The sequence below is a fragment of the Nonomuraea guangzhouensis genome, assembly GCF_019396345.1.
GTDB classification, from domain to species: domain Bacteria; phylum Actinomycetota; class Actinomycetes; order Streptosporangiales; family Streptosporangiaceae; genus Nonomuraea; species Nonomuraea guangzhouensis.
This window is the reverse complement of sequence record NZ_JAHKRM010000005.1, coordinates 417076-443627: the sequence shown is the minus strand read 5'-3', so window position 1 is coordinate 443627 and position 26552 is coordinate 417076. Positions and strand designations below refer to the sequence as shown.

Here is a 26552-nt window from a genome sequence, read left to right as displayed (position 1 = left end):
TCACCTGCTCAGGCCCTCCCCGGAAGTCCTGGTCGGGTCGCCTCCACGGCCCGAGCGGTCAGGGCCCGGGCCAGCCGCGCCACAGCCCGCTCGTAGCGCGCAGCGAGTTCGTCGTGTCCCTGGGCGCGCAGCCTGTCGGGCAACGTTCGGGTCTCCAGCGCCTCTGACAGGCCAAGAGCTCTGCCTCCGTCGAGTGCGGCCACGGCCTTACCGGGCATTCCGCAACGGATGCGGGCCACCGCCTCGGCGGCGTTGACGTCCTCGCCCCAGCGCAGCCAGCTGGTTTGATGCGCCCGCTCCCGTTGCACGCCGAAGAGGGCGCGGCGCGCCTCCACCGCCGCGTGACACGCCTCGACGGCCAGCGGCCAGAGGCCCCGCCGCGCCGTCCACGTGCCGAACGCGGTCATCGTGTGCAACCTCATCACCCCCTGGCCCTGGCTCGCGGCTGCCGCCTTGCGGTAGGCGCCCAGCACCTCGGCCCGCCGGTACGGGTGGCCGAACCGGTCGTGGCGCTCCGCCAGTGCCTGCGCGTAGTTGCTGAGCAGGATCGCTCGTACCGGTCGGGGCCCGCGGACGCGGCGCAGAGCGGATCGGAACACGTCCACCACGCGGTCGTGGTCAGCCCTCCTTCCGCTCGCCATGGCACGCAGGTGCAGCACTGACGCGAGGTTGGCCAGGACCATGGTGCGGTCCGGCGCGCCGGCGTCCAGCGCTTCCAGGGCCTGCTCATAGAGGTCGACGGCGCGGTTCAGGTCCGCTGGCCGGCGATCGCGTTCGAATCGCAGTTGCAGCGCCGCCCCCAGGGTGGCCAGGCAGCCCGGCCGATGCGGCGAGGCCGCCGGGCACAGCTCCACCGCCCGCCGGTGCGCGTCGATCGCCTCGTCGAGCCCGGCGTCCTCGCTGTACAGGTAGACGTCCTGAAGGACACCGCCGAAGTTGTTCAGCATGGTTGGCAGCCTGGGCGAGGTCGCTGCTTCCAGGGCCAGTGCCTCCCGGTGATGCGCGACCGCCTCTTCGAGCTCGTCCCATCGGCCCTCACTGTGGAACCTGTCGTGCAGGGCGGCGGCCAGATTGTTGCCGAGGTGGGCCGACTCGCTCACGTTCCCCTGGAGCGCGCGACGCCCGAGGCTGAGCGCCTCCGCCTGATCGGCGGGATCCCCGTCGCGCTCGTAGCGCTCCGACAGTAGGGCGGCCAGGTTGCCGAGGTTGTCAGCGCCGGCCTCGTCGCCGATCGCCGTCGCCATCGACCGGATCGCCAGGTCGAGGTCGCGGCGCCGCCCGTAGCGCAGGTAACGCAGGTGGACGAGCCGGACCAGCCAGCTCAGGCGGGCGTCCCCGGTGATGTCTGGGCCGCCAGCCAGGCTGCGACGGGCCGCGGCGATACCCGCCGCCAGGTCGGCGGGGCTTCCTGCCGCCTCGTAGCGCAGGGTCAGGGCGCGCGCCACGGCCGCCGTGCATGTGGCCCGCTGCGCTTGCCGAAGGTCGCGGCCGTTGAGGCGGTGCATCACCTGTAACGCGGCCTCGATGTCTTCCGGGTCGCCCAGGGCCTCGTAGCGGTTGAGCAGCGTGTGAGCTAGGTTGGCGAGCAGATCGGGCAGGAGGGCCTGCGCGTTGCCCGGCGCCTCGACCGCGCCGGCGACGACCGTGACCGCCTCGTCCAGGTCAGCGGGCGCTCGGCCGATCCTCCACCGGTGTGACAGGGCCTGGGTGAGATGGTTGCGGTAGACGAGGGCTTCGGGCCTGGACGCTCCCTCGCGTACCGCCGGGCGGCCGTGGCTCACCGCGAGCTCCACGTCGGCCTCGGTGCCGTGCCCGTGCTCCCAGCGGGTGAGGAACCCGTAGGCCAGGCGGTCGTGGAAGGCGGGACGGTACGGTGAGCCCGCAGGCAGCATGTCCATGGCTTCGTTCCAGCGCCGCAGCGCCTCGTCGAGATCAGCCGGGTCACCGGTGGACTCGTAGCGGGTCATCAGCGCGGTGCCGTGGTTGACCCAATGGCAGGCCAGGTCCGGACGGCATGCCTGGGCCTGCGCCGCTTCCCGGGCGAGGGTGATGGCGCAGTCGGCGTCGGCGAGGTCCTGGTCCTCGGCGAAACGGTCCTGCAGGGCTGTGCCGTACTCGGTGAGCAGCATCGGGCGGACGACCGGGCTCGTGCCGGCCATGGCCAGCGCCCGCTCGTACCTGCGGATGGCCCGGTCCAGCAGGCTTCGTGTGCCGGAGGCCAGGTAGAGCTCCTGCTCGCAGAGCGCCAGGTGACCAAGACACATCGCGCGAACGATCCGCTCGCCGGCGTTCTTGGCGGCCCGGCGGGCGGTGTCCACGGCGTGGCGCAAGTCGGCCTCGTCAGCACCGAGCCGATACCGCTCAAGGCGGGCGCGCGAGAGATCCATCAGGCGCCAGGCCGGATCCAGCCACAGCGGTCCGGCCTGCGCCCCGCATGCGTGCTCGCTGCCAGCCTCAATGGCGTGATCGAGGTCTGTCACGTCGCCGTCGCGGGCACAGCGGCGCAGCAGCACGGCGGCTGCCAGCGGGATCAGCCGCGGGTCGGACCAGCTGCTCGCCTCCAGCACGCCGATGGCGGCGTCAAGATGGGCTTCCTTGCCGGTGCGGTCGTAGCGGAGCAGCGATAACCACGGCCGGGTAGGGGCGGCGAACGGCACGTCGGCGAGGTCACCGCCGATCAGCGTCTCCGCACGGTCCAGGAGCTCGACGTTCCCCGTGTACAGGAAGGTACGCTCGGCCGATCGCAGTTCAGCGACGAGGTCTGCCAGCATCTCTCTGCCTGTCCGCCAGCCTGCCGTGGCCTGTTTCGTGCAGGTGCTCCAATCTGGGCTTCTCCCTTTCGATCGTCTCCGACAGCAACACCGCCCGGCCCCGTTCGGCCGCCGTCACGGCCTGCTGCAGCGCGCCCGTCTCAGCGCAGGCGAACGCGGTGATGCCGGGCAGCTCTCGCGCCTCGCGCAGCCAAGCCTCCTTCTCAGCTCTGGCGGCCTGGATGGCGACCAGTCCCTCCATGGCCAACAGCCCGGCTGCGCTCGCCTCTGCCGCCTCCGGCCAAGCCGCTCGTGAGCCTGCCCAGGCCGCCCAGTCCTGCGCCGCGCGCAGAACGACGATCGGCGCGGCCGTTCGCGTCGAACACGACTGCCGGTAGAAGCGTACGCCTTCGCGGAGGTCTGCTTCATCCGCGAACAGCGCGTGCGACTGTCGATAGACGCTTGCGAGATTGCCGACATATCGTGCGATGTGCGGATTGGTGGGCTCCGCTCGCTCGGCCGTCCGGCGCAGCACCGTCAGGGCGGCTCGCATGTCCTGGTACGAGCCCGTCGCCTCCGCCTGGGCATAAGGAGCCGCCTCCTCGTGCAGCCGTGCCGCTTCGGCGAGGAGCGCGCGGTCACCCTTACCGCAGAACGACGTGACCAGTGCAGTGCCCAGATTGTCCAAGTCGAGGGCTCGCTGCGGAGAGGCGGCGACAGCCTCACGGAACGGGGAGACGGCCTCGTCGAGCTCGCGCGCCTGCCCGTTGACGTTGTGCAGCTCCGCTGGCGCGGTGCCGAGATTACCGCGCACGCGGGACCGGCCCACCGACCCCTCCGGAGCCAGCTCGCCGACCCGGCGGTACCCCCGGATCGCCTCGTGGAGGTCGTCCAGGTCACCCGCACGGACGTAGCGCTCGTGGAAGCCGTTGCCGAGGTTGTTCAGCCATCGCGCTCGAAGGACCGCCGGACCGGGGGACGAGGCGGCTTTCCGGTAGACGTCCAGCGCCTCCCGCATGTCGGTCTCGTCGCCGAGAAGCAGGTAGCGCGCGCGGAGCCCGCTCGCGAGATTGCCGAGGTAGAGCAGCTTGCCGGGCTCGGCATCGAGTGCCTGGCGGGACAAGGCGATGGCCCCGTCGAGGTCGGCCCGAGATCCGGACGCCGCGAACCGGTCGCGCAGGCAGTTGCCCAGGTTGTTCCAGTAGCCCGGCAGCTCGCCGGGTGCGGCCCTGGCCAGGACGGTCCGGTAGATCGAGATCGCCCGCTCCAGGGGCGCCGGCGCGCCCCCGAGCACGTGACTCTCGCGCAGGACGTCCGCCAGGCCCGTCAGCCGGGGCTCGCGATCCGCGGAGGTGGCGGGGGCGGCACGCACAGCCGACTCGCAGGCACGTACGGCTCTGTCCATGAGCGCGCTCCGGCCGCTAAGAGCGGCCTGGGCGCACAGTGCCGAGCCCAGGTTCCCCAGGGACATGGCGTGGACGTCCGTGCCCCGTCCCTGCCCCGCCGCGGCCCGATACGCGTCGACGGCGACGTCCAGGTCGGCGCAGGCTCCTTCGGCCTCGTACCGCTGGAACAGCGCGTTGCCCAGCGTGTTGGCGTAGAGCGGCAGGTCCGGCGAGTCCCAGGGCGTCAGCGTCACGCCTCGCGCGGCGGCGTCGACCGCTCGCGCGATGTCCGCGGCCAGAGCGCGGCCGGTCAGCGCGTTCGCCAGGTTGTTGAGGTACATCGGCAGATCGGGGTCCTGCGCCGGCGCCTGGTCCGCGGCGGACGCGAAGCACTCGACGGCCTGATCCAGCGCCGCCTGGTCGCAGGTGACGGAGTGCCGTTCCTGGTGCACCACGCCGAGGTTGCTGAGATGGAACCCGTGTTCCAGCGACTCCGAGGGGACCGCGGCGACGGCCTCCTCCAGCCATGCGCGGGCCAGATCCAGCAGGTGAGCCGATGAGCCGCCCGGCCCACAGCGGTCGAGAAACTCGCCCGCCGACCGGCTCAGCAGATCGGGTCGGTCAGGGTCGCCGGGAGGCACCCGGTCCAACCGTGCCAGCCACGCGGCGACGAGCTGATCTCCGTCCATCTCGGTACGATTCTCTCTGACATCGTGACGGGGAGGAAGGATGTGCCACAACCCCCCGGACGCCGAGCTGCTCGCGTTGATCGAGGCGTTCGTCGGCGCCGCGTCCTGGAGCGAGTCACGCGCGATCGTGACGCGCCACCCCGAGCTGCTCTCCGATCGCGCCGACGCGCTCCTGGGCGGCTATCCGCCGGTTTACCGGGAAGTCCTGCGCGACGCTCGCCGCGCCGGCATCCGCCAGGCGTTCGACGCGGTGTCCACCCAAGGCGTCCCCGAGGGACTGCGCGCGTCATGGCTGGCGGCGATCCGGGCCCGCGAGGAGGCTGACGCCGACAACAATGCGGGCAAGCGCGACCGATCGATCCTTCTGCTGTCCCGCCTGGTCGCCGATCCGCTGTTCTCCCAGGCGACGCCGCACATGCAAGCCACCATGGCCTATGTCCTGGGGCTGGCGGCGATCAACCGGTTCTTCGAGGAACACCGCGACAGCGACCTCGAACTCGCGGTGGCGGGGTTCGCGGCCTGCGTGGCCGCCGCGCCCGAGCCGCACCACCTCACCGCGCTGGGCAACGTCCACGGCATACGCTACGAACACCATGAAGACACCGCCGACCTCCTGGCCGCCATCGATGCCGGACGCCGGGCCGTGGCACTGTCCGACGAGGACGATCCCGTCGTCCTGCACGACCTCGCCGTCAACCTCGGCATCTGGTACGAACTCGACGGCGCCACAGAGATCCTGAACGAGGCCATCACGACCTCCGCGCGAGCCATTCGCGCCGGCTCCGCGACCGAGTTCCTCCCCACGCTGCTGAGCACCCTCACCAACTGCCTAACGATCCGTTACGAGCACCGCGGCTCACTCTCCGATCTGGAAGAGGCCATCGACACCGCGCGGCGAGCCATCGACCTAGACGGCGACACCTCGGAGGCGGCCATGCTGCGCGCCACGCTCGGGGACCTGCTCCAACTGCGTTTCGCCCGCGACCGCGATCCCGCGACTCTGGCGGAGGCGTCGGCCATTCTCGAAGGCGCCGCGGCCGAGCTACCGCCAGGCTCCCTGCCCGCCGCCATCTGCCTGGGCCATCTGGGCAACGTGCACCTCAACAGGTTCGAGACCGGAGAGGACACGTTGCCCGCCGCGGAGGACGCCTTCAGACGCGCGATCGGCGGGTGCCCTCCCGGATCACCCCACATCACGCGGCTGTGGAACGGCCTCGGCCTGACCCTCCTGGCCTGCGGCGATGTCGAGGCGGCCATCGGAGCCTTCCGTGAGGCGGGCGAGGAGGACCCGCTGGCGCGCGGCAACCTGGCCTCGGCCCACAGGGCTCGGCACGACGTCCAGGGACGTCCCGAGGACCTGGCCGCGGGGATCGAGGGCTTCGAGTACGCCGTGACAGCCGCCCTGGGCCGGCAGCCGGAGATCGCCCTCGACGTGGGGCGCCGCTGGGCGGAGTGGGCCACAGTCCGCCAGGCGTGGACGGAGGCGGCCAAGGCTTACCGGCTGGCGGTGGACGCGGCCCGGTGGCTCTTCCGGGCGCAGCACGAACGCGGAGCGTGGGAGATGTGGCTGCGGACCGAAGCGGACCTCGCCGCCGGGGCGGCGTACGCCTTCGTCCGCGCGGGCGGCCCAAAGGAGGCGGCCGCGGTGCTCGAAGGAGGCCGCGCACGCGTGAGCGCGGAGGCCCTACACGACCCCGTCCGCCTTCGCGCCCGGCTCGGCGTTCTCGCCGACCGCTACGCCAGAGCGTCGAGGCATGTCCGTGAGCTGGAGAGTGTCTCATTGAGCAAGCTCCTGGAGTAATCGGGGGTGCACTCGACCGTAGATCACCTGCCGGCGCGGGTACGTATCCGACCGAGCCGCCAGGACGAGCACGGCACGGGAGGCGCTCATGAGCACCGCTCCAGCGATCGGGCTCGCGTTGTCGGGAGGAGGCTTCCGAGCCACCGCCTTCGGTCTCGGCTGCCTGCGCGCCCTGCACGACAGCCGCCTCCTGCCCCAGGTCCGCGTCGTCTCCGGAATCAGCGGCGGCAGCCTCCTGGCCGCCATGTGGGCATACGGCCCGCGTGACTTCGCCGATTTCGACGACAACGTCACCGCCCTCCTCCGACGGGGCATGCAGGCCGAACTCATCCGGAGCGCGCTGCTTCCAAGCCGCGTGCTCAAGGGGGTCGTCAGCAGGGTCCGGTCGATGCCGGGGCTGCCACGGCGTCGCCTGAGGACATTCACGCGGACCGAGGCACTCGTACACGTGCTGGCGACGCGGTTCTTCGGCTCCCGCACCGTCGAGCAGATCACCGTCCCGAACCTCACCAGCGTCATCTCCGCGACCGATCTCATCACCACGAACGCCGTGCGTTTCGGCAGCGCGGGCAGTTCCTGTTCGGCTTACGGCCGCATCGTCCAGGCTGTGCCGGTCGCCGACGCCGTTGCCGCCTCCGCCGCGTTCCCCGCCTTGTTACCCGCCCTCGCCCGCACCTACGACTTCGCCGACGCCCGGATGGGAACCAGAACCGAAGCCGTGCTCATGACCGACGGCGGCGTGTACGACAACCTGGGCCTGTCCCCGCTGCTGCCTGGACGATCCCGCGCCTTCACCAGCCACGTGTACGACCTGGACTATATTTTCGCCATCGACGCCGGCCGCGGCCGGACGACCAAACAGGCTGCCCCCTTCCTGCTCGGACGCCTGGTCCGTAGCTTCGACATCGCCTACAACAGAACCCAGGACGGCAGCCGTGCGCTGTTGAACACGGCGGTGGAGCGCGGCCCGCTGCGCGGGTTCGTGCATGCCTACCTGGCCATGCGGGATCACAAACTTCCCGTTCCGATCGCGGACTACGTGCCCCGTGCGGCGGTCGTCGACTACCCGACCGATTTCAGGGCGGTGTCGGCGGAGAACTTCCGCCTGCTCACTGTCAGGGGTGAGCAACTCACGCGAGTGCTGCTGGCGCACTACTGCCCGGAACTGCTGGCGGGGCCGTGACCCTGCCTTGCCATGCGGGCGAAGGGCAACGTCGGTCGGTCACCGATCAAGCGCGCTCAGTTCGGCGACGCGGGCCACCGCCCTGCCGAAGCGTTCGGCAAGGTCTCGGTGCGGGCCTTCGGCCAGAGCGTCGAGGGCGGAATCGCGGAATCTCAGGCTCTCGGACAGCAGCAGAGCCCGACCGCGTTCGAGGGCGAGCACCGCGTCACCGCGGTGTTGGGGTGAGCGCGCGAGATGGTTCCACGCGGCCCGCACGTGTACGTCTGCCGTGCTCCCGAGCCAGTTCTCCCGATGCGAGCGCAACAGTTGCGCCTGGAAGAGCTGATGCGCGGCGCGCATGCCCCAGGAGAACGCCTCTGCCGCCTCGGCGTGCTCCCCGCGATGCTCCGCCCAGCCGCCCCAGGGCCGGCAAACCCCGAGAGTCACGTCGGGATCGGCTTTCAAACCCAGCTGGCAGGCATGCCTCAGCACTTGGACGCCCTCGTCGAGGTGGTGCTGCTGCCCGGTATGACCGTGCAGCCTGATCAGTACGCGGCCGAGGTTGGCCAGCTGCACAGGGCGATCCGGCGAGCCCGTGGCGGTGAGCTCGAGGGCCGCTCTGAGGTGGAGTTCAGCCTCCTCCAACTCGGCTTGGCCGCCGGCCACGATCAGGGCGGCTGCAAGATTGGTGAGGAGCGGGCCGCGTTGCGCGGCATACTCCGGCACCAGGCCGAGGGCCGATCGCAGGAGCGTGACCGCCTCGTCGAGTCCCTCTCCGTCAGGGGTGGCGCCCGAGAGGAGACGCAGGGCGTTCCCGAGGTTCGCCACGTAGTCGAGGCGTTCGGAGGAACTGTCGGCGCCGTCCATCGCCTCGCGGAAGTACGCCACGGCGTCGCGGAGGCTGCTGACGTCTCTGGTGCGGATGAAGTGTTCGGTAAGCACTCCGGCGAGGCTGTTGACACATTGGGCTCGATGGACGGAGTCGGCAGAAATGTCGGCTGCGGCCATCTCCAACAGGGCAATCGCCCGTTCCAAGCATGAGAGGTCGCGTGTACGCCGATATCGGATCCACTGCCCGTTCCCGGCGTCGTACAGCAGCTCGGTGTCGCGGACAGAGGGCGCGGTTGCCTCCGTGGCCGGGATTTCGGTGAGCTGCGACATGGCCTCATGCAGATCCTGCTCCGCGCCGCTGTGCAGATATCGGGTCAGTAACGCCGTGCCGAACCCGCTCCGCCGCTCCTTGAAGCTGGGCGACTGCGGGAAGGTCTCTTCGGTCGCGGTGCGGTACAGCGAGACGGCGCGATCATAGTCTTCGTTATTTGCCAGCCTTCTGGCACGTTTCAGCAGCGCTCTCGCCAGGCTGACCAGGTGCGCAGGCCGATCCCGGCTCCCCGGTACGGCTGCCGCGACGGCCCGCTCGCCGTGCTCGACCGCGCGGTCGAGCTGGATCAGCTCATGACCGGTGTCGTAGCGGCTGAGCCAGGCGTTGGCCAGCGTACCGTGGACGGTGGCTGCGGCGGGCGAGCCGGGCGGCAGCGACGCCAGCACCTCGCCCGTAAGCTCGAACGCCCGATCGAGGTCGTCGGCCCTCTCCTCGTCGACAGATCCGGCGTCCGCGCGCAGCAGGAGCGCTCCCGCCAAGTTCGTGAGCACGGTGGACCGTTGCGGGGACCGTCTCGGCAGCAAGTCTTCGAGCTCGGACAACAACGCCACGGAACGATCCAGGTCGGGCTTCTCGCGGTATTCTCGGTAGCGCTCCAGCAGCACGATAGCGAGGTTCTCCAGCGAGCGCGGCAGATGGTGGAAGGCCGCGGCGCGGTCGGTATCGACTGCCCGGTCCAGCAGAGACACGGCGTGGCCAAGATCGTTCCGCGTTCCGCCGCACTCCCACCGAATGCGGAGCACACGGCCTGACAGGCTCAGCAAGGTAGGGACAGCGGCAGAGTCCGGTGCCGTCACGTTGAGCGCCCTGCTCACCAGCGTCTGGGCGAGGTCGAGTGCGGCGATGCTCCCGCGGTGGGCAAGCAGGCCGACCACGTCCGTCACCACGGTCACCCACTTGGGGGATGCGGTCATCGGTGGCCGGAACGCGGATCGCAGGCACTCCACGGCGCGGCCGAGATCGTCGTCGTGGCGCGTGAGGCGGTGCCGCTCGCACAGGGCGTGGGCCTCCTCCACCAGGGCCGCTTGATGGCGGCTCCTGATGTCGACCATCAGCTCACTGATTCGAGCCCTGGCCTGGACGAGCTCGTCCAGCGCCGTCGCATCGCCTGCCCCATACCGGGCGGTAGCGGACTCTTCCAGCGCCGAGGCCTGCGTGATCTCCTCGCGCCGTCTTGCCCACTCGGTGAATGTCGCCTCCACGCCGTGGCGGCGGGCCTGCTGCAGCAACATCGCATGCTCTTCCAAACCGGTGAGCGACGTGGGCTCCGTCTCTCGCGGGATCTCTCTCGCAAGAGCCAGTTCGCCCGCGTCGGTGAGCAGGATCGGATGGCCGGCCAAAAAGCGCGCCGACTCCTCCCACGTCGGCGTCGCGAGCCAACCGGTGAGCGCTTCCATCACGGGCTCCATGGACCCCTGTCTACATCAACGCCGGTACGGGCGCGCGACAGCGTCACAATCACCCGGCGTGGTCCCCTCAGCCGAAGGCGGCGGGCTGGGCGGCCAGGAGGACGGGACCTACGTCCAGCCCCCGATCTCGACGGCGCCCTGGCCCGTAAGGTCGTTCCCTGGCTTCGGCAACCGTCGGCATCGTCGGCGCCTCCAGAATCGGACGGCGCGTGATCGAGTTGCTGCGCCCGTTCAGCCCTGGGCGTTCTCGTCGCTGATCCGTACCTGACGGAGGATCTGGGTGTGCCGCACGTGGAGCTGGACGAGCTGCTCACCCGCTCCGACATGGTCAGCCAGCACGCCCCCGCACTGCCCGAGACTCGGCCCCTCATCGACGCCGCCCGCCTGGCACTCATGCGCGACGGTGCGACGCTCATCAACATCGCCTGGGGAACGCTGGTCGACCAGGAAGCACTGACTGCCGAACTGACGCGCGGCCGACTCTACGCCGCGCTCGACCACACCGAATCGGAGATACTGCCTGTTGCTGGCAGGGGACCTCACGCCAGTGCCTGTTAGGTCAGCTGCAAAACGTCAGGACACGGTCAGCTCCACATTGCCATGAGTGATCAGTAGTGGTGCGAAGAGCAGCCCTGCCGCATATGCGAGCGCTGAGGTGCGACGCGCGGCGCCGTCTGCGCACACCGAGGCATCTGCTGGCGCATTCAATCGACGCGTCCTGCCGGAATTCAAGACAAATCCGCGGCAATCGGCCCTCGTGTCGGCAATTACGTTGAAGGGCCGGCCCTGCCGGTCAGGATGAATTCATGACGACCATCCCGGCGCCGCTTGAGCCAGTACCGGTGACGATCCTTCTGGATCCGGCTGATGATTACCGTGTTGCTACGGCCTCGGTACTGGTGGAGTCACCTATTCGACTATCGCGAGTTCTCGAAGCCGAGGGCCGTGGTAGTGACTTTCCGTGATGTCGGCGGCAACAAGCCGGGCTCTCGGGCAGCAGGTGCGCGCGGAAGGGTGAAGTGGGCCTGACTTTGTCGGTAGGGCCTGCCAAGATCGCGACATGACCATCGATGCGCTGACGCCGTTCCGCTGGCTGCAACCGCCGTACGGCGATCGGGGCAACCTGCTCGGCGAAATCTACTGCGTGACCTTGCTGCGCGGGCTCGACCCGGCCGAGGTGCTGCGCCGGTTCGGCGCCCGCACGAGCACGCAGATGAGCTTCGCCGAGCTGGAGCTGGCGGTTTCCGACTTCACGATGGTGACCGACGGCGGTGACGAGGTGGTTATGCCGGAGTGGTCGCAACCGGCGAGGGGTGCGCGGCGGTGGAGCCGTACGGCTGGTCGGGGACGGAGATGCTGGCGCGGCTGTCGGCCGGCACCGACGTGGTGTCCATCCTGCGGCATGACTATGCCTGCGACTACTTTCATTACGCTGCGGACGGCATGGTGCTCACGGCTTTCGACCCGAGTTTTCCCGAGCGTCGCTCCGGTGCCGACACCGACCGGCTCGCCGGCCTCATGCGCGAGTTCGGCCTGCCTCTCGAGGAGAGCTCAGATGAGGACTGGGACCAACGCTACGACGACCTGTCCGGACATGGCCTCGCGCGGATGTTCGCGATGGCGGCCCGCCTCACCGGCGTGACGTTCACCGCCGACCTGCTGGACGGACCACTCCTGGTGGGCGCGATCGCCGACCTGCCACCGCCACAAGAGCCTCAGCCCGGGAAGAGCCTCGGCGCTTTACTCGAGCAACTGAACGCGGTAAGCGGCCCTGAGCCTGATCACGACGCCGATTAACCCCCATGGGTCTCCGGTACTGACTGGTGGGCCCGCCTATTCAGCTGCCGTAAGTTGTCGTTCCTGCAGGGCTTTATGGTGACGTTCCGTGTTCCCCGGCGGCGTAGCGGTTCCACCCTCCGCCACCTTCTCGAAGGAGGCGGGCGGCGGTCTTGTCGTGGTAGCTGAGGGCGTCGGCGACGACGGGGGCAGGCATCTCCAGGAGTTGTTGCCGGATGGCAGCGCCGCGGGCGGCGGCCGCTGGAATGCCGATCTCGTTGAGGAGCTCGGAGAGATGGTCGGGGCGGCAGGGCTGGCCCGCTCGGCGGCCGGGGAACAGCCAGCGAGAGGCACGGTTGATGGCGGTGTTCATAATGTCGCGAGCCGCAATGTAGTCCAGCAGCAGGGACGCGACCGGCTCGGGGACGGGCGAGGGCGGTTCCCCCAGGCGCAGGAACACGTCTTCTCCGTCGCGGAACAGATCATCGACCGTGAGCTGGACGACCCGGGTAAGGGGTATCGCGTAGAGGAGCACGATGATGCCGGCGACCCGCAGGCGCTGGGGAAGGGGTCCCAGCAGTCCTGACGAAACTTTCGTCGGATATGCCCTTGACCTGCGGCGATACAGGGACTCTGCGACTGAGGTGTGAGATCGCTTACGGCGGGGGCTATGAGCGAGGGCACGCCGGAGTTCGGGTACGGACGGGGAACCGGCCGCCTGGGACGGTGCGGGACCGCGATGCCGAGGCCATCCGGAAGGTGCTGCGTACGGCGGGGGCGGGGAGTTCAGCGAACGCCATGGCGGGTTCGTCGTCGAGGGCGGGCAGGACGGCGCGCCCTTCCTGGTCGCCTGCACAGACGACGATCGAGGCCTGCCGCGCGGCCATGCGCGGCGAACCGTTCCTCTACCCCGGAGCGATCACCGCGCTCATCCGCGACTACCTGCAACGCCACCAGCAAGGCGAGCCGGTGCCCGACACCCCGCTCACCCCACGCGAGGAGGAGATCGTCAAACTCATCGCCGAAGGCCACTCCTCCAAAGACATCGCCGACATCCTGGTCATCAGCGTCAAGACCGTCGAACGGCACCGCGCCAACATCCTGGACAAGCTCGGCCTGCGCGACCGGCTGGAACTGACCCGCCATGCCATCCGCGCGGGCCTGGTCGAGCCATGAACGTCCCCGAGGACCATCCAGCTACTCGGTCCCTACCTGCAGAGATGGTGCGGGCGGCCGTCGAGGCCGCTACCGCGGCCATCGTCTGGCCGACCTGAGCCCAGTAGCATCCCGCGCGCTTCCCCCTGCCCCCACGCGCCCCATCAGCGGTGGACGAGAGTCTCCGGGTTTTTACTCGGCGGAGCGATCGGTGTTGCCGGGCGCGGCGGCGGTGACCTCGTTCAGCCGGTACAGCTCGACGGCTTTGCCGGGCGCGGAGGCGTCAAGCTCTCCACGCTCGGCCAGTTGGGTGAGCACCCGCAGCACGATGGAGGGGGCGTCGATGTGGAAGTGGCGGCGCAGCGCCCCGCGGGTATCGGAGTGTCCGAAGCCGTCAGTGCCCAGGGAGGACCAGGGGGCGGGAACGAACGGCGCGATCTGGTCGGGCACCGCCCGCATCCAGTCGGACACGGCCGTGACGGGGCCCGGTTCGGTGGCCAGGCGGCTGGTGACGTACGGGATTCTGCGCGGCCGGCCGGGGTGGGCGAGGTTCCAGGCGTCGGCGGCGAGGGCTTCGCGGCGCAGTTCGGTCCACGAGGTCACTGACCAGACATCGGCGCCGACGCCCCAGTCGTCGCGCAGCAGGCGTTGCGCCTGCAACGCCCATTGCACGGCGATGCCGGAGGCCAGGATCTGCGCTCGCGGCCCGTCGGTCTTCTCAGCTGGGCGGTAGCGGTGCATTCCAGCGAGGATGCCGTCGATGTCGACGTCGGCCGGCTGGGCCGGCTGGGCGATGGGCTCGTTGTAGAGGGTGAGGTAGTAGAAGACGTTCTGGTCCTCACCGTCGCGGGGTTCGCCATACATCCGGCGCAGGCCGTCGCGGACGACGTGGCCGAGTTCGAAGGCGAAGGCGGCGTCGTAGGCGAGGCACGCGGGGTTGGTGGAGGCCAGCAGCAGCGAGTGGCCGTCCTCGTGTTGTAGGCCCTCGCCGTTCAGGGTGGTCCGGCCGGCGGTGGCGCCGAGCAGGAAGCCACGACTCATCTGGTCGGCGGCTGCCCACAGGCCGTCGCCGGTGCGCTGGAAGCCGAACATGGAGTAGAAGATGTAGATCGGGATCATCGCTTCGCCGTGGGTGGCGTAGGAGGTGCCGGCCGCGGTCCACGACGCCGTCGAGCCGGCTTCGGTGATGCCCTCGTGCAGCAGGACACCCTTGGTGTCCTCCTGGTAGCTGAGCATCAGTTCCCGGTCCACGGCGAGGTAGGTATGCCCGTGCGGGGAGTAGATCTTCGCGGTCGGGAAGAGCGCGTCCATGCCGAAGGTGCGGGCCTCGTCCGGGATGATCGGCACGAACCGGTGGCCGATGCCGGGGTCTTTCATCAGGTCCTTGAGCAGCCGGACGAACGCCATCGTGGTGGCTACCTGCTGCCGGCCCGAGCCGCGGCCGGTGACCGCGTACGCTGCGGCGTCCGGCAGGGTCAGCGGCCGGTGGGGCACGGTACGGGTGGGCAGATAGCCGCCCAGCGCGCGGCGCCGCTCGCGCAGATACTCCAGTTCCGGGGCGTTCTCGCGCGGCCGGTGGTAGGGCGGCAGTTTCTCGTCGAGGGCCCCGTCGGGGATGTCGAGGTAGAGCCTGTCGCGAAAGGACCTGAGGTCATCCAGGGTGAGTTTCTTCATCTGGTGGGTGGCGTTGCGGCCCTCGAAGTGCGAGCCGAGGGTCCAGCCCTTGATGGTCTTGGCCAAGATCACGGTCGGCTGGCCGGTGTGCTGCACGGCCGCCTGGTAGGCCGCGTACAGCTTGCGGTAGTCGTGTCCGCCGCGCTTGAGTCCCCAGATCTCCTCATCGGACAGGTGCGCGACCATGGCGGCCGTGCGCGGGTCGCGGCCGAAGAAGTGCTCCCGGACGAACGCCCCGGACTCGGCCTTGTAGGTCTGGTAGTCCCCGTCCGGCGTGAGGTTCATCAGGTTGACCAGCGCGCCGTCGGTGTCGGCGGCCAGCAGGGGGTCCCACTCGCGGCCCCAGATCACCTTGATGACGTTCCAGCCGGCGCCGCGGAAGAAGGCCTCCAGCTCTTGGATGATCTTTCCGTTGCCGCGGACTGGGCCGTCCAGGCGCTGCAGGTTGCAGTTGATGACGAAGGTGAGGTTGTCGAGTTCCTCGCGGGCGGCCACGCCGATCGCGCCGAGCGCCTCGACCTCGTCCATTTCCCCGTCGCCGAGGAACGCCCACACCCGCTGCCGGCTGGTGTCCTTGATCCCGCGGTGGTGCAGGTAGCGGTTGAACCTGGCTTGGTAGATCGCGTTGATGGCGCCCAGACCCATCGAGACGGTGGGGAATTCCCAGAAGTCCGGCATGAGCCGCGGATGGGGGTAGGACGGCAGGCCGCCGCCTGGCCAGGACAGTTCCTGCCGGAATCCGTCGAGCTGGTCTGCCGATAGCCGGCCTTCCAGGAAGGCCCGTGCGTACATGCCCGGCGAGGCGTGGCCCTGGAAGTAGATCTGGTCGCCGCCGCCCTCGGCGCCGTGGCCGCGGAAGAAGTGGTTGAACCCCACCTCATACAGCGACGCGGCCGAGGCGTAGGTGGAGATATGCCCGCCTACCCCGATGCCGGGCCGCTGCGCCCGGTGCACCATGATCGCGGCGTTCCACCGGATGTAGGCGCGGATGCGCCGTTCGATCTGCTCGTCGCCGGGAAACGGCGGCTCCAACTGCGGCGCGATGGTGTTGATGTAGTCGGTGCTGTGCAGGCTGGGCACCCCGACCTGCCGTTGCCGGGCGCGCTGCAGCATGCTGAGCATCAGGTACCGGGCCCGATTCGATCCGGCGTGGTCCACTACCGCGTCGAAGGACTCCAGCCACTCCTGCGTTTCGGCGGGGTCCAGGTCGAGAAGCTGGCTGGGCAGCCCGCCGCTGATCAGCGGCTGGCGCTGCATTTCTGAGGTCATGACGTCGGCCCTTTCTCTGAAAGCGTTGACCTTGCGACGTTCACCGGCACTGATGCGCACAACACCGGCCCGGACGGGGGCTGGTCTGCTCCGCTCATGCTGCGAGCCGGCGAAGCGCAGCCGGACCGGCGCCCGTGCGACGAACGTGCGGCGCCGAAAAGGCGCCGGGCAGTCTTTGACGCGGCCCGGGTGCCAGGCCGCGATGCCGTGGCCTGAGCCTGCGGCGGGTGCGGGCGACAAACCGGCCCGGCCGGTCGGTGACCTGTCGGCGTCGCCTGGCAGACGGTCATGGCAGGAGCCGATCAGTAAGCAGGATGCCGAGGGCGGGCAGGAGCACGATCTTGGCGCATTCAGCGGCGATGTAGGCCAGGTGGTGGTGCGATCGCGGTGGACTCTGTCCCTGGATGAGGTGTCGCGCTCGGCGATCCAGACGGGGCCGCAGAATCGCCACCTGGATGACCAGCAGCGTCCAGAGCGCGATCAGCACCGTCGTCACGGTGCCACCGAGGTTGACCTTGCTGGCGTTGCTCGCGAGCAGCGCCAGGGTGAGTGTGACGGCCAAGGCGAGTTCCACGACGTTGAGGGCCCGGAAGACCAACCGGCCGATGCCCAGCCCGAGCGGCACGGTGATGCCGGGCGCGCGGAACTTCAGCGGGGTTTCCAGGAACGAGATCGCCAGCACCATGCCCAGCCAGAGGAACGGGACGGCGATCTGCGCCACGGCGGCAAGATGGGTGTTCACGGCTGACTCCCGACGCCGGGCGGCGGTGGAGCCTGCTGGCCGTGGACCGGCCCGGCCGCAGGGGTGATCTGTGCCAGGCACAGGTGAGGCTGGACGAAGGGCTGCAGACTGACCGTCGTGGGTGGGGCCTCGACGTCGGCCAGGGCCCGGCGGAGCATGCCCAGGTGGATCGAGCAGACCACCTCCGGATGCGTCGCGGCGATGGCGCGAAACGGGCAGGCATGCAGGCGGATCTGCATGCTGTCCCCGTCGTGGCCGAGTTCGGGGTCGAAGCCGAGCTCGGCGAACACGGCGTTCACATGGACCGCCGCCTCGCCCAGCGTCGCCGGGGCGGTTGCCGGCGCGGGGAGGAGTTCGCGTTGTCCGCTCCATGCCCAGCCGGCCTGTTCGGCCCGTTGCGCGCGTTCGTCGCGGTCGCCGACCCATTGCGCGACAAGGAGCGCGGACAGCAGCTCGTAGCCGGTGTGCCCGCTGGGTGCGATGGCGCGGCTGGCCGGGCTGTAGAGCCGTCGCGGGCGTCCTCGTGTCCCGGACTGGCCGGCCTGGCTTCGCACCAGGCCCGCATCGATGAGGACGTCGAGATGGAAGCGGACGGTGGTGACGTGCAGGTCGCACGCCGCGGCCAGCTCACGCACATCCAATGGGCCATCGCTGGCCCGCAACACATCCAGCAGCCGCAGCCGGCTGGCGACGGCGAGTGCGCCGTGCGTCTGGGTTCGCTCGCCCGCTCGCTTGTTGTCCACCCCACCACTCTATTAAAAATGATGCTGATAGTCTAAAAACAGCCGCTGGTGCGATGCCCGGCGAGGAGGAGGCCGATATGACCTATGTGATCGCGGAGCCGTGCATCGATGTCGTCGACCGGGCCTGCGTCGAGGAGTGTCCGGTCGATTGCATCTATGAGGGGGCTCGGGCGCTGTACATCCACCCCGATGAGTGCGTGGACTGCGGCGCGTGCGAGCCGGTCTGCCCGGTAGAGGCGATCTTTTACGAGGACGACGTGCCGGCGGCCTGGTCGGAGTTCATCGCCGACAACGCCAGATTCTTCACCGAAGCGCTGCCTGGCGCGGTCGCGGCGCTGGGTTCGCCGGGCGGGGCGGCCAAGCTCGGCCGAGCGGGAGTGGATACCCCGCTGGTCACCGGTCACCCGAGCCACACCTGAGGGCGGCTTCACCGCGCGGATCGGGTAGGGCATCAGCTGCGAGTGTCGCCGGTTCGCCGCAGCTCCTGCATGCTGACGAGACTTCAAGATGAAGGTGGGATGAGATGCCACGCGTGGCCATCAACGGACTGGGCCGCATCGGCCGGGCAGCGTTGAAGATCCTCCTGGACGGCGACGGGCTCGACCTCGTCGTGGTCAACGACATCGCCGACGTCGACAACCTGGCCTACCTGCTCAGATACGACACTGTCTACGGCCGCTACCACCGCAAGGTCGACGCCGTGGACGGAGCGCTGCTCATCGACGACCGGCGGATCCCGGCGTTCGCCGAACATCACCCGGCGTACCTGCCGTGGGCTGACTTCGGCGTGGACCTGGTGCTGGAATGCACCGGTGTCTTCAAGACCGAGGACGACCTGAAAAAGCACCTTCGGGCCGGCGCCTCGTACGTGATCCTTTCCGCGCCGACAACCGCGGAGAGCGTGCCCACGGTGGTCCACGGTGTGAACCACCCCAAAGGTGAACCGCAGATCATTTCCTGCGCCAGCTGCACCACCAACTGCATCACCCCGGTCATCGAGGTCGCCCACCGGCACATCGGGGTCCAACGGGCGGTGATGACGACCATCCACGCCTACACCGCCGGCCAGCAACTCGTCGACGGCCCGAGCAAGAGTTTCCGGCGCGGGCGGGCCGCAGCGGCCAACCTGGTACCCACCTCGACCGGAGCGGCACGAGCCACCACCCGTGCCGTCCCCGAACTGGCCGGCAGGTTCGACGGGATCGCGGTGCGCGCCCCCATCCCGGTGGGTTCGATCGCCGACATCGTGTTCGTCGCCGACCGGCCCACCACCGTCGAGGAGGTCAACGACGCCTACCGGCAGGAGGCTACATCCGGCCACTACCAGGGCATTATCGGTGTCTCGGAGGATCCGCTGGTCTCCGCCGACATCGTCGGCGACCCCCGTGCGGCCGTCGTCGACCTCGACCTGACCCGAGTCGTGGATGCCACCCTGGTCAAGGTGATGGCCTGGTACGACAATGAATGGGGATTCACCCACCAGATGATCCGCGAGGCTCGCACCACGCTCGGCGTGGCCGCGACCTGATGCCTTGCTTCAAAGACCGTTGCGGCGCTTACGTTCCGGACTCGCAAACCGCGGTCCTCGGCGATAAGCCGGCCGGTAACCAGAGACGCCGCAGCCCAGTGGCGCCGCACCAGTGTGAGAGACGATTCACGTTGCAGTGCGGCGATGCCCAAAAGACGCCAGAGGCGGTCCCACGCCTGTGCCAGCAGTCAAACCCGGAGGCAAGGACGACATGCAGAAAGTCTCGCTCACAGCTCTGGCCCGCCAACAAGCCGACCGGGCAGCCTCGGCCGGTGGCGGTCACGCTGCCGGCACCGTCTACGGCGGCCACGAGAAGGTGCTCCGGCAGACGGTCATCGGCATGAGCCAAGGCGCGAGCCTCGCCGAGCACGAGAACCCCGGCGAGGCCACGGTGCAGGTGCTCCACGGCCGTGTCCGCATGATCGCCGGTACGCAGTCGTGGGAGGCGCGCACCGGAGACCTGCTCATCGTGCCCGACACCCGCCACAGTCTCGAGGCGTTGGAGGACTCCGCGGTCCTGTTGACCGTTGCCAAGCTGCTCTGATCCGATGATGGCGCGGCCACCCAGCAGGCCGGGCGAAACGCCCTCGCACCGGTGCCGCAGCGTCGTGCGGGCTGAGGCGGGCCGGCTCAACCGCGGCCACCACGCCCAGGTCATGTCCCGGTCATCGTAGGAGGCACCACGGCGTATGCATGATCATGGTCGTCGCGCCGATAAACAGCTGCGGCCGGGTGGCCGATGCCCGTCCGGGGCGGACCTTGATCGACTTGTTGAGCGGCACGGGTCGCGTTCAACTGACTCCAGCCGTATGGGTTGCTCGCTGTCCAGGCTAGGCCGACGTGGGCAAGGGTTGTTCCGGCCAGTTGAGAACCTTGGCGCCGAGCACCGCCGCTTGCAGGGTGAAGCGGTGAGCAGGGTCTGCCGGGTTGTAACCGGTCAGCATCTTGACCCGGTTCAGCCGGTAAGTGACGGTGCGCACCGACACGTGCAGCCGCTTGGCCGATTCGGTGGCCACCTCTCCGGTGTCGAAGTAGGCCTCCAGGGTGGTCAGGAGCGGCTGGGCGCCACCGCGAGCCTGCAGCAGTGGGCTGAGCACGGCGTGTACCAGGTCGACGATGGCGGGTTGGTCGCGTAGCAGAACCCGGTAGATGAGCAGGTCGTGGGCATTGACGACCGGGGTGTCGACATGCAACCGGCCGGCCATGGTGAGCGCTTCGCGGGCTTCTTCGTAGGAGCGGGCGATGCCGTACAGGCCCGGATAAGCACGGCCGACAGCGACCCGCCAAGGGCGCCCGCGCGGTAGGCGGCTGAGTTCGCGGTGCATGAGCCGCCCAAGGTCGTCTCCGGGATCGGCGGTGGGCGCTACCCGGCCGGCCAGGGCGGGGTCGGCGGGTGCCAGCACGACGAGGAGACCGTCCTTGGTCGCGACGAGCACGTCCCGGTCACCGAGCCGGTCGAACACGACCGCCTCCAGGGCGCTGATCGCCGCGTCGGCATCGGGCAGCCGCCGGCTCGGCGCGGCGAGGGCGACCTGGTGGACGCGGGCGAGGTCGAGCCCGAACGGCTCGGCGCGTCCCACCAAGGCGCCCAGGTCGGAGTCGCCGCGCAGGAGGTCGTCGATCAGTTCGCGGCGCAGCGTCTCTTCCCGGCGAACCAGGTCGCGGCGCGCGTCGGCGTAGCCTTCGGCGAGCCTGGCGACCGCGACGTCGACAACGTGCAGAACTGCGGTGGTGGCGGCGCGCACCTCCTCACGGTCGCGGGAGCGCACCGCCATCGGCAGGTCCTGCCACAGCCGCCGCGCCGCCGACAGGTACAGCTGAACCACCCGCCCGGCGGAGATGCCCTGTTCCGCGGCCCGCCGGCCGAGCAGACCCACCGCCTCCAGTTCGCCGTGCTTGGGCCGGCGTCCGTGGACGGCGGCGTCGGCCAGCAGCGGCAGGTACTCACCGAGCAACTCCACCGGCACACCCCCAGCGTCCCGGCTGGCCCCCTCAGCGACCCCGATAAGCCACGCATCATCCGGCTCAGATTCCGACGGTGGGCGCTCGCTGCGCCCCCGGGTGCTGTCGGCCATGCCCACCTCCGTACCCGCCTCGCCTCCCGAACCACGGACGCCTTCGATGCACCGTGTACGGTGCCCGGCGGCAGCGGCGGAAACCCCACCGGCCAGCTTGGTCAACCCTGCTGGTCGACGGGTCTCGATGACGATGACGGGGCGCCTGCTTCGCCAGCCGGTCCTTGCCGGACGTCGGCAGTTTAGACCTGGCCGTGCCTATTCGCCTGCACCTGCCCGATATCGCGGGACGCAACCACCATGAAGGACGTGTCCGAGCAACCCCACCACGGCCCATCTTTGAGAGCCTCACTCGTGCTGGCGGCCGGAGCCGTCGCTGCTCTGGCCGTCGCCGCTGTTCGTCATCCGCGGCGTCGTCGATGTCCATGTCCCGGCACCGTCTCGCAGCCGCCGTCTTCCACCCTTGATCGCGGCACGCGGCATCAATCCCATGGCGAGTGGCCGGCCGGCGAGCCCACGCCGCCACCGACCTGACGAAACGCCTGCGACAGCCCACCACGATAGACGGAGGCGACCAGCGTCGCCGCTGTCGACGTGACCAGAGAGGGGCAGGTCGCGGTCGGCGGACGGCGTTGACCATAGCGCCTACCGGGCCACGCAGCTGCCGGGCCGACCTGCTGGAACGATCGCTGATCACCGGTGTCTTCATCATGTCGACGGGCGCGGGCACGAGGTGTCCGGCGACGGCGTGCGGTCCTCGTTGGCCAGGTGAGCGCGGTGACGTTGTGATTGCCGACGGTCGGCAACCAGGCCCCTGGCATGTTGGCCGGTGGAGCCCCCTGCCTTCCGCCTCATGACGACGTAGGTTGGTTGTAGAAGGTGATGCCGGATCGAGCGAGGAGGCAGGCCATGGCGGCCTGCCGGGATCCCGCCGCCGCGGCTGCCCCAATCCCATTGGCTCGCACCCGGCACCAGCGCACCCATTGCGACCCGCGGCGTGGACATCTGCCGCGCCTGCCATCGCGAACCTTGAGAAAGGGGCCAGTTACGTGACCAGCACTGTGGACGATCCGACTGTGCACGATCCGATCGAGGAGCTGCGTACCACGTTGGAGGAGCAGTTCCAGCGGCACAGCGACCAGCTCGCACACCTTACCGTGTGCGGCCGGCAGCCCGACCGCGGCGGCTTCGACGACGACATCCTCCAAGCGCTGATCGCCTCCTCCCGCCAGGTGGTGGCCGACACTGCGCAGGCGTTGCGGCGCATGGCTGAGGGCAGCTACGGGATCTGCGAACGCTGCGCCACCGACATCCCGCCGCAACGGCTGGAAATCCTGCCGCACGCCCGGTTCTGCGTGCCGTGCCAGCGCAAGCTGACCGGCTGCCCGGCCGGCAGCTGGCCGGGATGCACCGGCGCGAACGCGGCAACAACTGCACTGAACGGAGGCCACCGATGCGTTTCTCATCGACCCGATACTCGGTCGGCGACCGGGTCGTCACGCTGACCCCTGTCGGCGAGATCGATCTGCTCACCGCCGGTGCGCTGCGAGCCGCCATCGAGGACACACTGCAGGCACCAGGCCCGGTCGACGTCGTCGTCGACCTGGCCACGGTGACGTTCCTCGATTGTGCGGGAATCGGCGCCCTGGTGGCCGGCCATAACATCGCCATCCGGCGTGGACGCGGCTACACGGTGGTCAATCCGCAGCGGCGCGTGCGCCGGGTCCTGGACCTTGCCGGTGTTTTGGAGGAGCTCACGCACCTCCCGCAGCCGGCACCGTCGACCAGTCGGCCGGCACGATCACCGCAGCCCGGGCGACGCCGACTCGACCAGTGGGCAGAGCTGGCATCACCTGCAGCCGCGGAGCTGAGTCATGTTCGAGCGGCCGGCGCTCGCCGATGGCCGGCTGCCACACGGGCGACGATCGCCGCACGGCCGCGGCAGGCAAACCATCCACGGTGGACGCGGGCACCGCCTGTCGAACTCTGCACCTGTTGCGCGGTCAGATAAGGCTGGCCGGCGACGGCGCCACCTCATCCGGCTCAGCCGGAAAGCTGCTGATCGTGCTTGGCGCGTGGCACACGCCGAAGGCCGGGAATAACGCGGCCCCGCTCTTGACCATCGCGAAGCCATCGCCGCTCAGCGATCCGGGCACGTAACTCCTCACGCAGGTGCAGGCGCCGAGATCACCATCCACAGCCGGACCCGCAACGCTCGTACCTGAACCCGGCATCGACTGATCTGGCCGACGGCCAGATCACCCAGCTGCGGCAGCCGCCGTCGCTCACACTCGGAAGGGGACCGAGAGCATGACCATCAACCAGGCCGCTGTGATCGTCGTGGGAGTCGATGGCTCTCCACAGAGCCTGTCCGCGGTGGACTGGGCAGCCCGAGAAGCGGCCGCCCGGCAGTATCGGCTGCGGATCGTGCACGCGTTCCTGTGGCCGTTGATGGGCGTATCGCTGGAACCGCCGGTGATGGGCCCGCCCGATGCCGGGCTCCAGCAGGAAGCCGAACAACTCCTGCGCACCGCCACCGACCGAGCCCGCCAGATCGCCCCCGCCTTGGACATCAGCACTGATCTTCCAGTGTGCGCCCCCGCCGCGGCGTTGATCGACGCCTCCCGCGACGCTGCCCTGGTGGTGGTCGGTCACCGCGGCCTGGGTGGGTTCACCGGACTGCTCGTCGGGTCCGTCGGCGTCCAGACCGCCGCGCACGCCGCCTGCCCCGTCGTCGTCGTGCGTGACAGCCCATCCGGCGGCCCCGATGAGACCGGCCCGGCTACCGGCCAGGTGGTGGTCGGCGTGGACGGCTCGGACCTGTCGAATCTGGCCGTCGACTTCGCCTTCGCGTACGCGGCGCTGCACCGCCTGGGCGTTGTCGCCGTGCACGCCTACCAGTGGCGGATCGGGAGCTACTACACGGATTACTTGTACCAATGGCCTACCCGGCTGCTCGCCGAAGCCGTGGCCGAATGCCGCGAGAAGTACCCCGATGTTCCGGTCCAGCAGAAGGCCGTCCAGGGTGAGTCCACCGATGTCCTGGTCGCCGAATCCGCGGGTGCCGCCCTGACCGTCGTAGGATCCCGTGGCCGCGGCGGCTTCACCGGCCTGCTGCTCGGCTCCACCAGCCAGCGCGTGCTGCACCACGCGACCGGCACAGTGGCCATCGTCCGTGCCCAAGCCACCCATGGCGGCGACACGACCCGACCTCGGCAGGACGTGTCGGACGCCCCGGAACCTGCGCACGTAGCCACCGGTCCCACCGCACCGGTAGCGCCCCACCCGGCCATCGGCACGCGACCCGCAGCACGAGACCGGACCGGCGCCGAGGCAGCGGACACGGGCGCACCGCCAGTGTCGTCATTCGCCAAGTCGCTGTTCACGGGCCGACTGCCGGCCACGATGGTGATGCCCTATCCGCAGCTGACCCGTGACGAGCAGCGCCGCGTCGACGGCCTGATCGGCGACGCCCGGGACTTCCTGGACGCGAGCTACGACCCGATCAAGGTTGAGCAGGAACGGTGGGTGGGCGACAACATTGTGCGCGGGCTCGGCGAACGCGGCCTGCTCGGCCTGTATGTGGCGCCCGAGTACGGCGGGCAGGGCCTGTCGCAGACCGGCTACTGCCGGGTGATGGAGGAGTTCGGCGGTTACGACGGCAGCCTGTCGGTGGTCATGGGGGTGCACCAGTCGATCGGGATGAAACCGATCCACCTGTTCGGATCCGACGAGCAAAAGGCCCGGTTCCTGCCCGATCTGGCCGCCGGCCGTAAGCTTGCCGGGTTCGCGTTGACCGAGCCCGGCGCCGGCTCCGACATGCGCGGCATCACCGCCTACGCCGAGCGGCAGGCAGACGGCTCCTACGTCCTCAACGGCGAGAAACGGTGGATCGGCAACGGCGGCAAAGACGTCGTGTGCGTCTTCGCCCGCGCTGAGACCGGTCACGTGGCTCTCATCGTGGAGAAGGGCATGCCGGGTTTCGACGCCCCGGACCGCTACGACACCCTGGGGTTGCGCGGCAACGACCTGCGCCGGCTCACTTTCCGCGATGTACGGGTGCCCAAGGAGAACGTCCTAGGCGAACCCGGAGACGGCCTGCGGGTCGCCATGCACACCCTCAACAACGGGCGCATGTCGCTGGGTACCGGCGTCGTCGGCGCCACCAAACGCCTCATCGACCTGGCCATCGACCACACCACCCGACGCGAGCAGTTCGGCCGGCCCTTGGCCGAGTTCGAACTGGTCGAAGACAAGATCAGCTGGATGGTGTCCTACCTGTACGGTTTCGAGTCGATGGCTTATCTGACCACCGGTCTCGTCGATGCCGGCGTGCCGGACTACTCTGTCGAGTCGGCCATGGCCAAGATCGCCGGTAGCGAGTTTCACTGGTACGCCGTCAACCGGGTCTTCCAACTCCTAGGCGGTCAGGCGTACATGGCCGACTCGCCGGCGGCCAAGGCGCTGCGCGACAGCCGCGTCTTTTCGATCTTCGAAGGCGCAAACGATGTGCTGCGCGCCTTCGTCGCGCTCGCCGGCCTCAAAACCGTCGCCGACGAGGTCACCGACCTGCGCCACCTGAACCTCACCGACCCGATCGGCAGCATCGGCATCCTCGCCGACTACGCCGGTCAGCGTCTGCGGCGCCGGGTACGACCCGACCGGCTCGACACCGCCCACCCCACGCTTGGCCGCCACGCCGACCGGGTCGCCGGCCAGGTCGGTCAGCTTCGTGCCACTGCCGAGAAGCTGCTGCGCATCCATGGCCCCGACATCCAATTCCGACAGCGCCAGCAGAAACGCCTTGCCCACGCCGCGATCGACATCTACGCGCAGATCGCCACCATCTCCCGTACCAGCGCCCTGTTCGACGTCCAGGGCGTCCAAGCGTCCGGGCAGGAACGCTACATCGCCACCACCTTCTGCGACCGCGCGGGCGGCCGGGTCGCCGAGCAGTTCGACCGCGTCGATGACAACGACGACGAACAGACCCACGCCATCGCCCGACTGGCCCACAATCGCGGCGGCTATACGCTCCGACTGCCGTGAAGGCCCACCCGAAGGCGACGTCAGACCCACCGCCCTGCCCGGTTTGCCTCTTGCGCAGTTCGGTCAGCCAGCAGGTCGCCACCCATGCGATCGGAACCGTCATCGTCGTCCGCGGCCTTCGCCGACGCCCTGGGCTCTCCGATCATGGTCGGCGTCGACCGCTGACCATCGGCGCAACGGGCGCTGGAGCTGGCCTTCGAGCAGGCGCAGCGCGGCGACTGCCCACTCACTGCGGTTCCCAGG

General features: G+C 69.4%; 20 protein-coding genes and 1 pseudogene. 13 read left to right on the top strand and 8 right to left on the bottom strand.

What is annotated here, in order from left to right:
• Nucleotides 1-8: 8 nt before the first annotated feature.
• Together KME78_RS12760 and KME78_RS12755 are read right to left on the bottom strand one after the other, a co-directional pair.
• Complete coding sequence (locus KME78_RS12760; RefSeq protein ID WP_219529033.1) at nucleotides 9-2771, bottom strand: hypothetical protein; 2763 nt, start codon at nucleotides 2769-2771, stop codon at nucleotides 9-11.
• A complete protein-coding gene (locus tag KME78_RS12755; protein WP_219529032.1) occupies nucleotides 2749-4824 on the bottom strand; it encodes a tetratricopeptide repeat protein in 2076 nt (691 codons plus the stop codon). The genes KME78_RS12760 and KME78_RS12755 overlap by 23 nt, the downstream gene beginning before the upstream one ends.
• A gap of 40 nt (nucleotides 4825-4864) precedes the next feature.
• On the opposite strand from KME78_RS12755, the gene KME78_RS12750 reads away from it, so the two are divergent.
• The gene (locus KME78_RS12750; RefSeq protein WP_219529031.1) at nucleotides 4865-6625 is read left to right on the top strand and encodes a tetratricopeptide repeat protein; all 1761 of its coding nucleotides are present in this window, start codon (nucleotides 4865-4867) and stop codon (nucleotides 6623-6625) included.
• Nucleotides 6626-6713: 88 nt separating this feature from the next.
• Nucleotides 6714-7808, top strand: coding sequence for a patatin-like phospholipase family protein (locus KME78_RS12745; protein WP_219529030.1), 1095 nt, complete (start codon nucleotides 6714-6716; stop codon nucleotides 7806-7808).
• 39 nt (nucleotides 7809-7847) lie between these two features.
• Here the strand turns inward: KME78_RS12745 and KME78_RS12740 are convergent, their stop codons facing one another.
• Entirely contained in the window at nucleotides 7848-10346 is a 2499-nt protein-coding gene (locus tag KME78_RS12740; protein WP_219529029.1) for a hypothetical protein, read from the bottom strand.
• A gap of 294 nt (nucleotides 10347-10640) precedes the next feature.
• Between KME78_RS12740 and KME78_RS12735 the strand changes: the two genes are divergently transcribed.
• From KME78_RS12735 to KME78_RS12715, 5 genes and pseudogenes are all read left to right on the top strand, one after another.
• A complete protein-coding gene (locus KME78_RS12735; RefSeq protein ID WP_308126918.1) occupies nucleotides 10641-10916 on the top strand; it encodes an NAD(P)-dependent oxidoreductase in 276 nt (91 codons plus the stop codon).
• Between the two features lie 502 nt (nucleotides 10917-11418).
• Nucleotides 11419-11529 (top strand): annotated as a pseudogene (locus tag KME78_RS67920) (hypothetical protein); the annotation flags it as partial.
• Nucleotides 11530-11681: 152 nt separating this feature from the next.
• Nucleotides 11682-12155 (top strand): DUF6461 domain-containing protein, encoded by a 474-nt coding sequence (locus KME78_RS64205; RefSeq protein ID WP_219529028.1) that lies wholly within the window; start codon nucleotides 11682-11684, stop codon nucleotides 12153-12155.
• Between the two features lie 88 nt (nucleotides 12156-12243).
• A complete protein-coding gene (locus KME78_RS12720) occupies nucleotides 12244-12720 on the top strand; it encodes a hypothetical protein (protein ID WP_219529027.1) in 477 nt (158 codons plus the stop codon).
• Between the two features lie 140 nt (nucleotides 12721-12860).
• Entirely contained in the window at nucleotides 12861-13310 is a 450-nt protein-coding gene (locus KME78_RS12715; protein WP_372454902.1) for a helix-turn-helix transcriptional regulator, read from the top strand.
• A 171-nt stretch (nucleotides 13311-13481) separates the two neighbouring features.
• On the opposite strand, the gene aceE is transcribed toward KME78_RS12715, so the two are convergent.
• The 3 genes from aceE to KME78_RS12700 all read right to left on the bottom strand — a co-directional run bounded on the left by aceE (nucleotide 13482) and on the right by KME78_RS12700 (nucleotide 17717).
• On the bottom strand, nucleotides 13482-16232 hold the full coding sequence (aceE, locus tag KME78_RS12710; RefSeq protein ID WP_219529026.1) for a pyruvate dehydrogenase (acetyl-transferring), homodimeric type: 2751 nt from the start codon (nucleotides 16230-16232) through the stop codon (nucleotides 13482-13484).
• A gap of 286 nt (nucleotides 16233-16518) precedes the next feature.
• Nucleotides 16519-16974 (bottom strand): hypothetical protein, encoded by a 456-nt coding sequence (locus KME78_RS12705; RefSeq protein WP_308126916.1) that lies wholly within the window; start codon nucleotides 16972-16974, stop codon nucleotides 16519-16521.
• Nucleotides 16971-17717 carry a helix-turn-helix transcriptional regulator gene (locus KME78_RS12700; protein WP_219529025.1) on the bottom strand — a complete coding sequence of 249 codons (747 nt, stop codon included), beginning with the start codon at nucleotides 17715-17717 and terminating at the stop codon, nucleotides 16971-16973. Before KME78_RS12700 ends, KME78_RS12705 begins: the two co-directional genes overlap by 4 nt.
• Nucleotides 17718-17794: 77 nt before the next feature.
• On the opposite strand from KME78_RS12700, the gene fdxA reads away from it, so the two are divergent.
• From fdxA to KME78_RS12685, 3 genes are all read left to right on the top strand, one after another.
• Complete coding sequence (fdxA, locus tag KME78_RS12695; RefSeq protein WP_219529024.1) at nucleotides 17795-18136, top strand: ferredoxin; 342 nt, start codon at nucleotides 17795-17797, stop codon at nucleotides 18134-18136.
• Between the two features lie 104 nt (nucleotides 18137-18240).
• On the top strand, nucleotides 18241-19245 hold the full coding sequence (gene gap / locus KME78_RS12690) for a type I glyceraldehyde-3-phosphate dehydrogenase (RefSeq protein ID WP_219529023.1): 1005 nt from the start codon (nucleotides 18241-18243) through the stop codon (nucleotides 19243-19245).
• 211 nt (nucleotides 19246-19456) lie between these two features.
• Complete coding sequence (locus KME78_RS12685; RefSeq protein WP_219529022.1) at nucleotides 19457-19789, top strand: cupin domain-containing protein; 333 nt, start codon at nucleotides 19457-19459, stop codon at nucleotides 19787-19789.
• Nucleotides 19790-20075: 286 nt separating this feature from the next.
• On the opposite strand, the gene KME78_RS12680 is transcribed toward KME78_RS12685, so the two are convergent.
• Nucleotides 20076-21206, bottom strand: a complete 1131-nt coding sequence (locus KME78_RS12680) for a PucR family transcriptional regulator (protein ID WP_219529021.1) — start codon at nucleotides 21204-21206, stop codon at nucleotides 20076-20078.
• A 1103-nt stretch (nucleotides 21207-22309) separates the two neighbouring features.
• On the opposite strand from KME78_RS12680, the gene KME78_RS67130 reads away from it, so the two are divergent.
• Both KME78_RS67130 and KME78_RS67915 read left to right on the top strand, forming a co-directional pair.
• The gene (locus tag KME78_RS67130; RefSeq protein WP_219529020.1) at nucleotides 22310-22765 is read left to right on the top strand and encodes a TraR/DksA family transcriptional regulator; all 456 of its coding nucleotides are present in this window, start codon (nucleotides 22310-22312) and stop codon (nucleotides 22763-22765) included.
• The gene (locus KME78_RS67915; protein WP_372454901.1) at nucleotides 22666-23271 is read left to right on the top strand and encodes an STAS domain-containing protein; all 606 of its coding nucleotides are present in this window, start codon (nucleotides 22666-22668) and stop codon (nucleotides 23269-23271) included. The genes KME78_RS67130 and KME78_RS67915 overlap by 100 nt, the downstream gene beginning before the upstream one ends.
• Here the strand turns inward: KME78_RS67915 and KME78_RS12665 are convergent.
• Complete coding sequence (locus KME78_RS12665; RefSeq protein ID WP_219529018.1) at nucleotides 23264-23416, bottom strand: hypothetical protein; 153 nt, start codon at nucleotides 23414-23416, stop codon at nucleotides 23264-23266. The two genes, KME78_RS67915 and KME78_RS12665, sit on opposite strands and share 8 nt — an antisense overlap.
• Nucleotides 23417-23570: 154 nt before the next feature.
• On the opposite strand from KME78_RS12665, the gene KME78_RS12660 reads away from it, so the two are divergent.
• Nucleotides 23571-26309, top strand: coding sequence for a universal stress protein (locus KME78_RS12660; RefSeq protein WP_219529017.1), 2739 nt, complete (start codon nucleotides 23571-23573; stop codon nucleotides 26307-26309).
• Nucleotides 26310-26552 lie beyond the last annotated feature (243 nt).

What these genes read in the sequence shown, in the direction of transcription:
- KME78_RS12760 (WP_219529033.1), bottom strand. Translation starts at nt 2,771, where the DNA reads ATGCTGGCAGACCTCGTCGCTGAACTGCGATCGGCCGAGCGTACCTTC.
- KME78_RS12755 (WP_219529032.1), bottom strand. Translation starts at nt 4,824, where the DNA reads ATGGACGGAGATCAGCTCGTCGCCGCGTGGCTGGCACGGTTGGACCGG.
- KME78_RS12750 (WP_219529031.1), top strand. Translation starts at nt 4,865, where the DNA reads ATGTGCCACAACCCCCCGGACGCCGAGCTGCTCGCGTTGATCGAGGCG.
- KME78_RS12745 (WP_219529030.1), top strand. Translation starts at nt 6,714, where the DNA reads ATGAGCACCGCTCCAGCGATCGGGCTCGCGTTGTCGGGAGGAGGCTTC.
- KME78_RS12740 (WP_219529029.1), bottom strand. Translation starts at nt 10,346, where the DNA reads ATGGAAGCGCTCACCGGTTGGCTCGCGACGCCGACGTGGGAGGAGTCG.
- aceE (WP_219529026.1), bottom strand. Translation starts at nt 16,232, where the DNA reads ATGACCTCAGAAATGCAGCGCCAGCCGCTGATCAGCGGCGGGCTGCCC.
- fdxA (WP_219529024.1), top strand. Translation starts at nt 17,795, where the DNA reads ATGACCTATGTGATCGCGGAGCCGTGCATCGATGTCGTCGACCGGGCC.
- gap (WP_219529023.1), top strand. Translation starts at nt 18,241, where the DNA reads ATGCCACGCGTGGCCATCAACGGACTGGGCCGCATCGGCCGGGCAGCG.
- KME78_RS12685 (WP_219529022.1), top strand. Translation starts at nt 19,457, where the DNA reads ATGCAGAAAGTCTCGCTCACAGCTCTGGCCCGCCAACAAGCCGACCGG.
- KME78_RS67915 (WP_372454901.1), top strand. Translation starts at nt 22,666, where the DNA reads ATGCACCGGCGCGAACGCGGCAACAACTGCACTGAACGGAGGCCACCG.
- KME78_RS12660 (WP_219529017.1), top strand. Translation starts at nt 23,571, where the DNA reads ATGACCATCAACCAGGCCGCTGTGATCGTCGTGGGAGTCGATGGCTCT.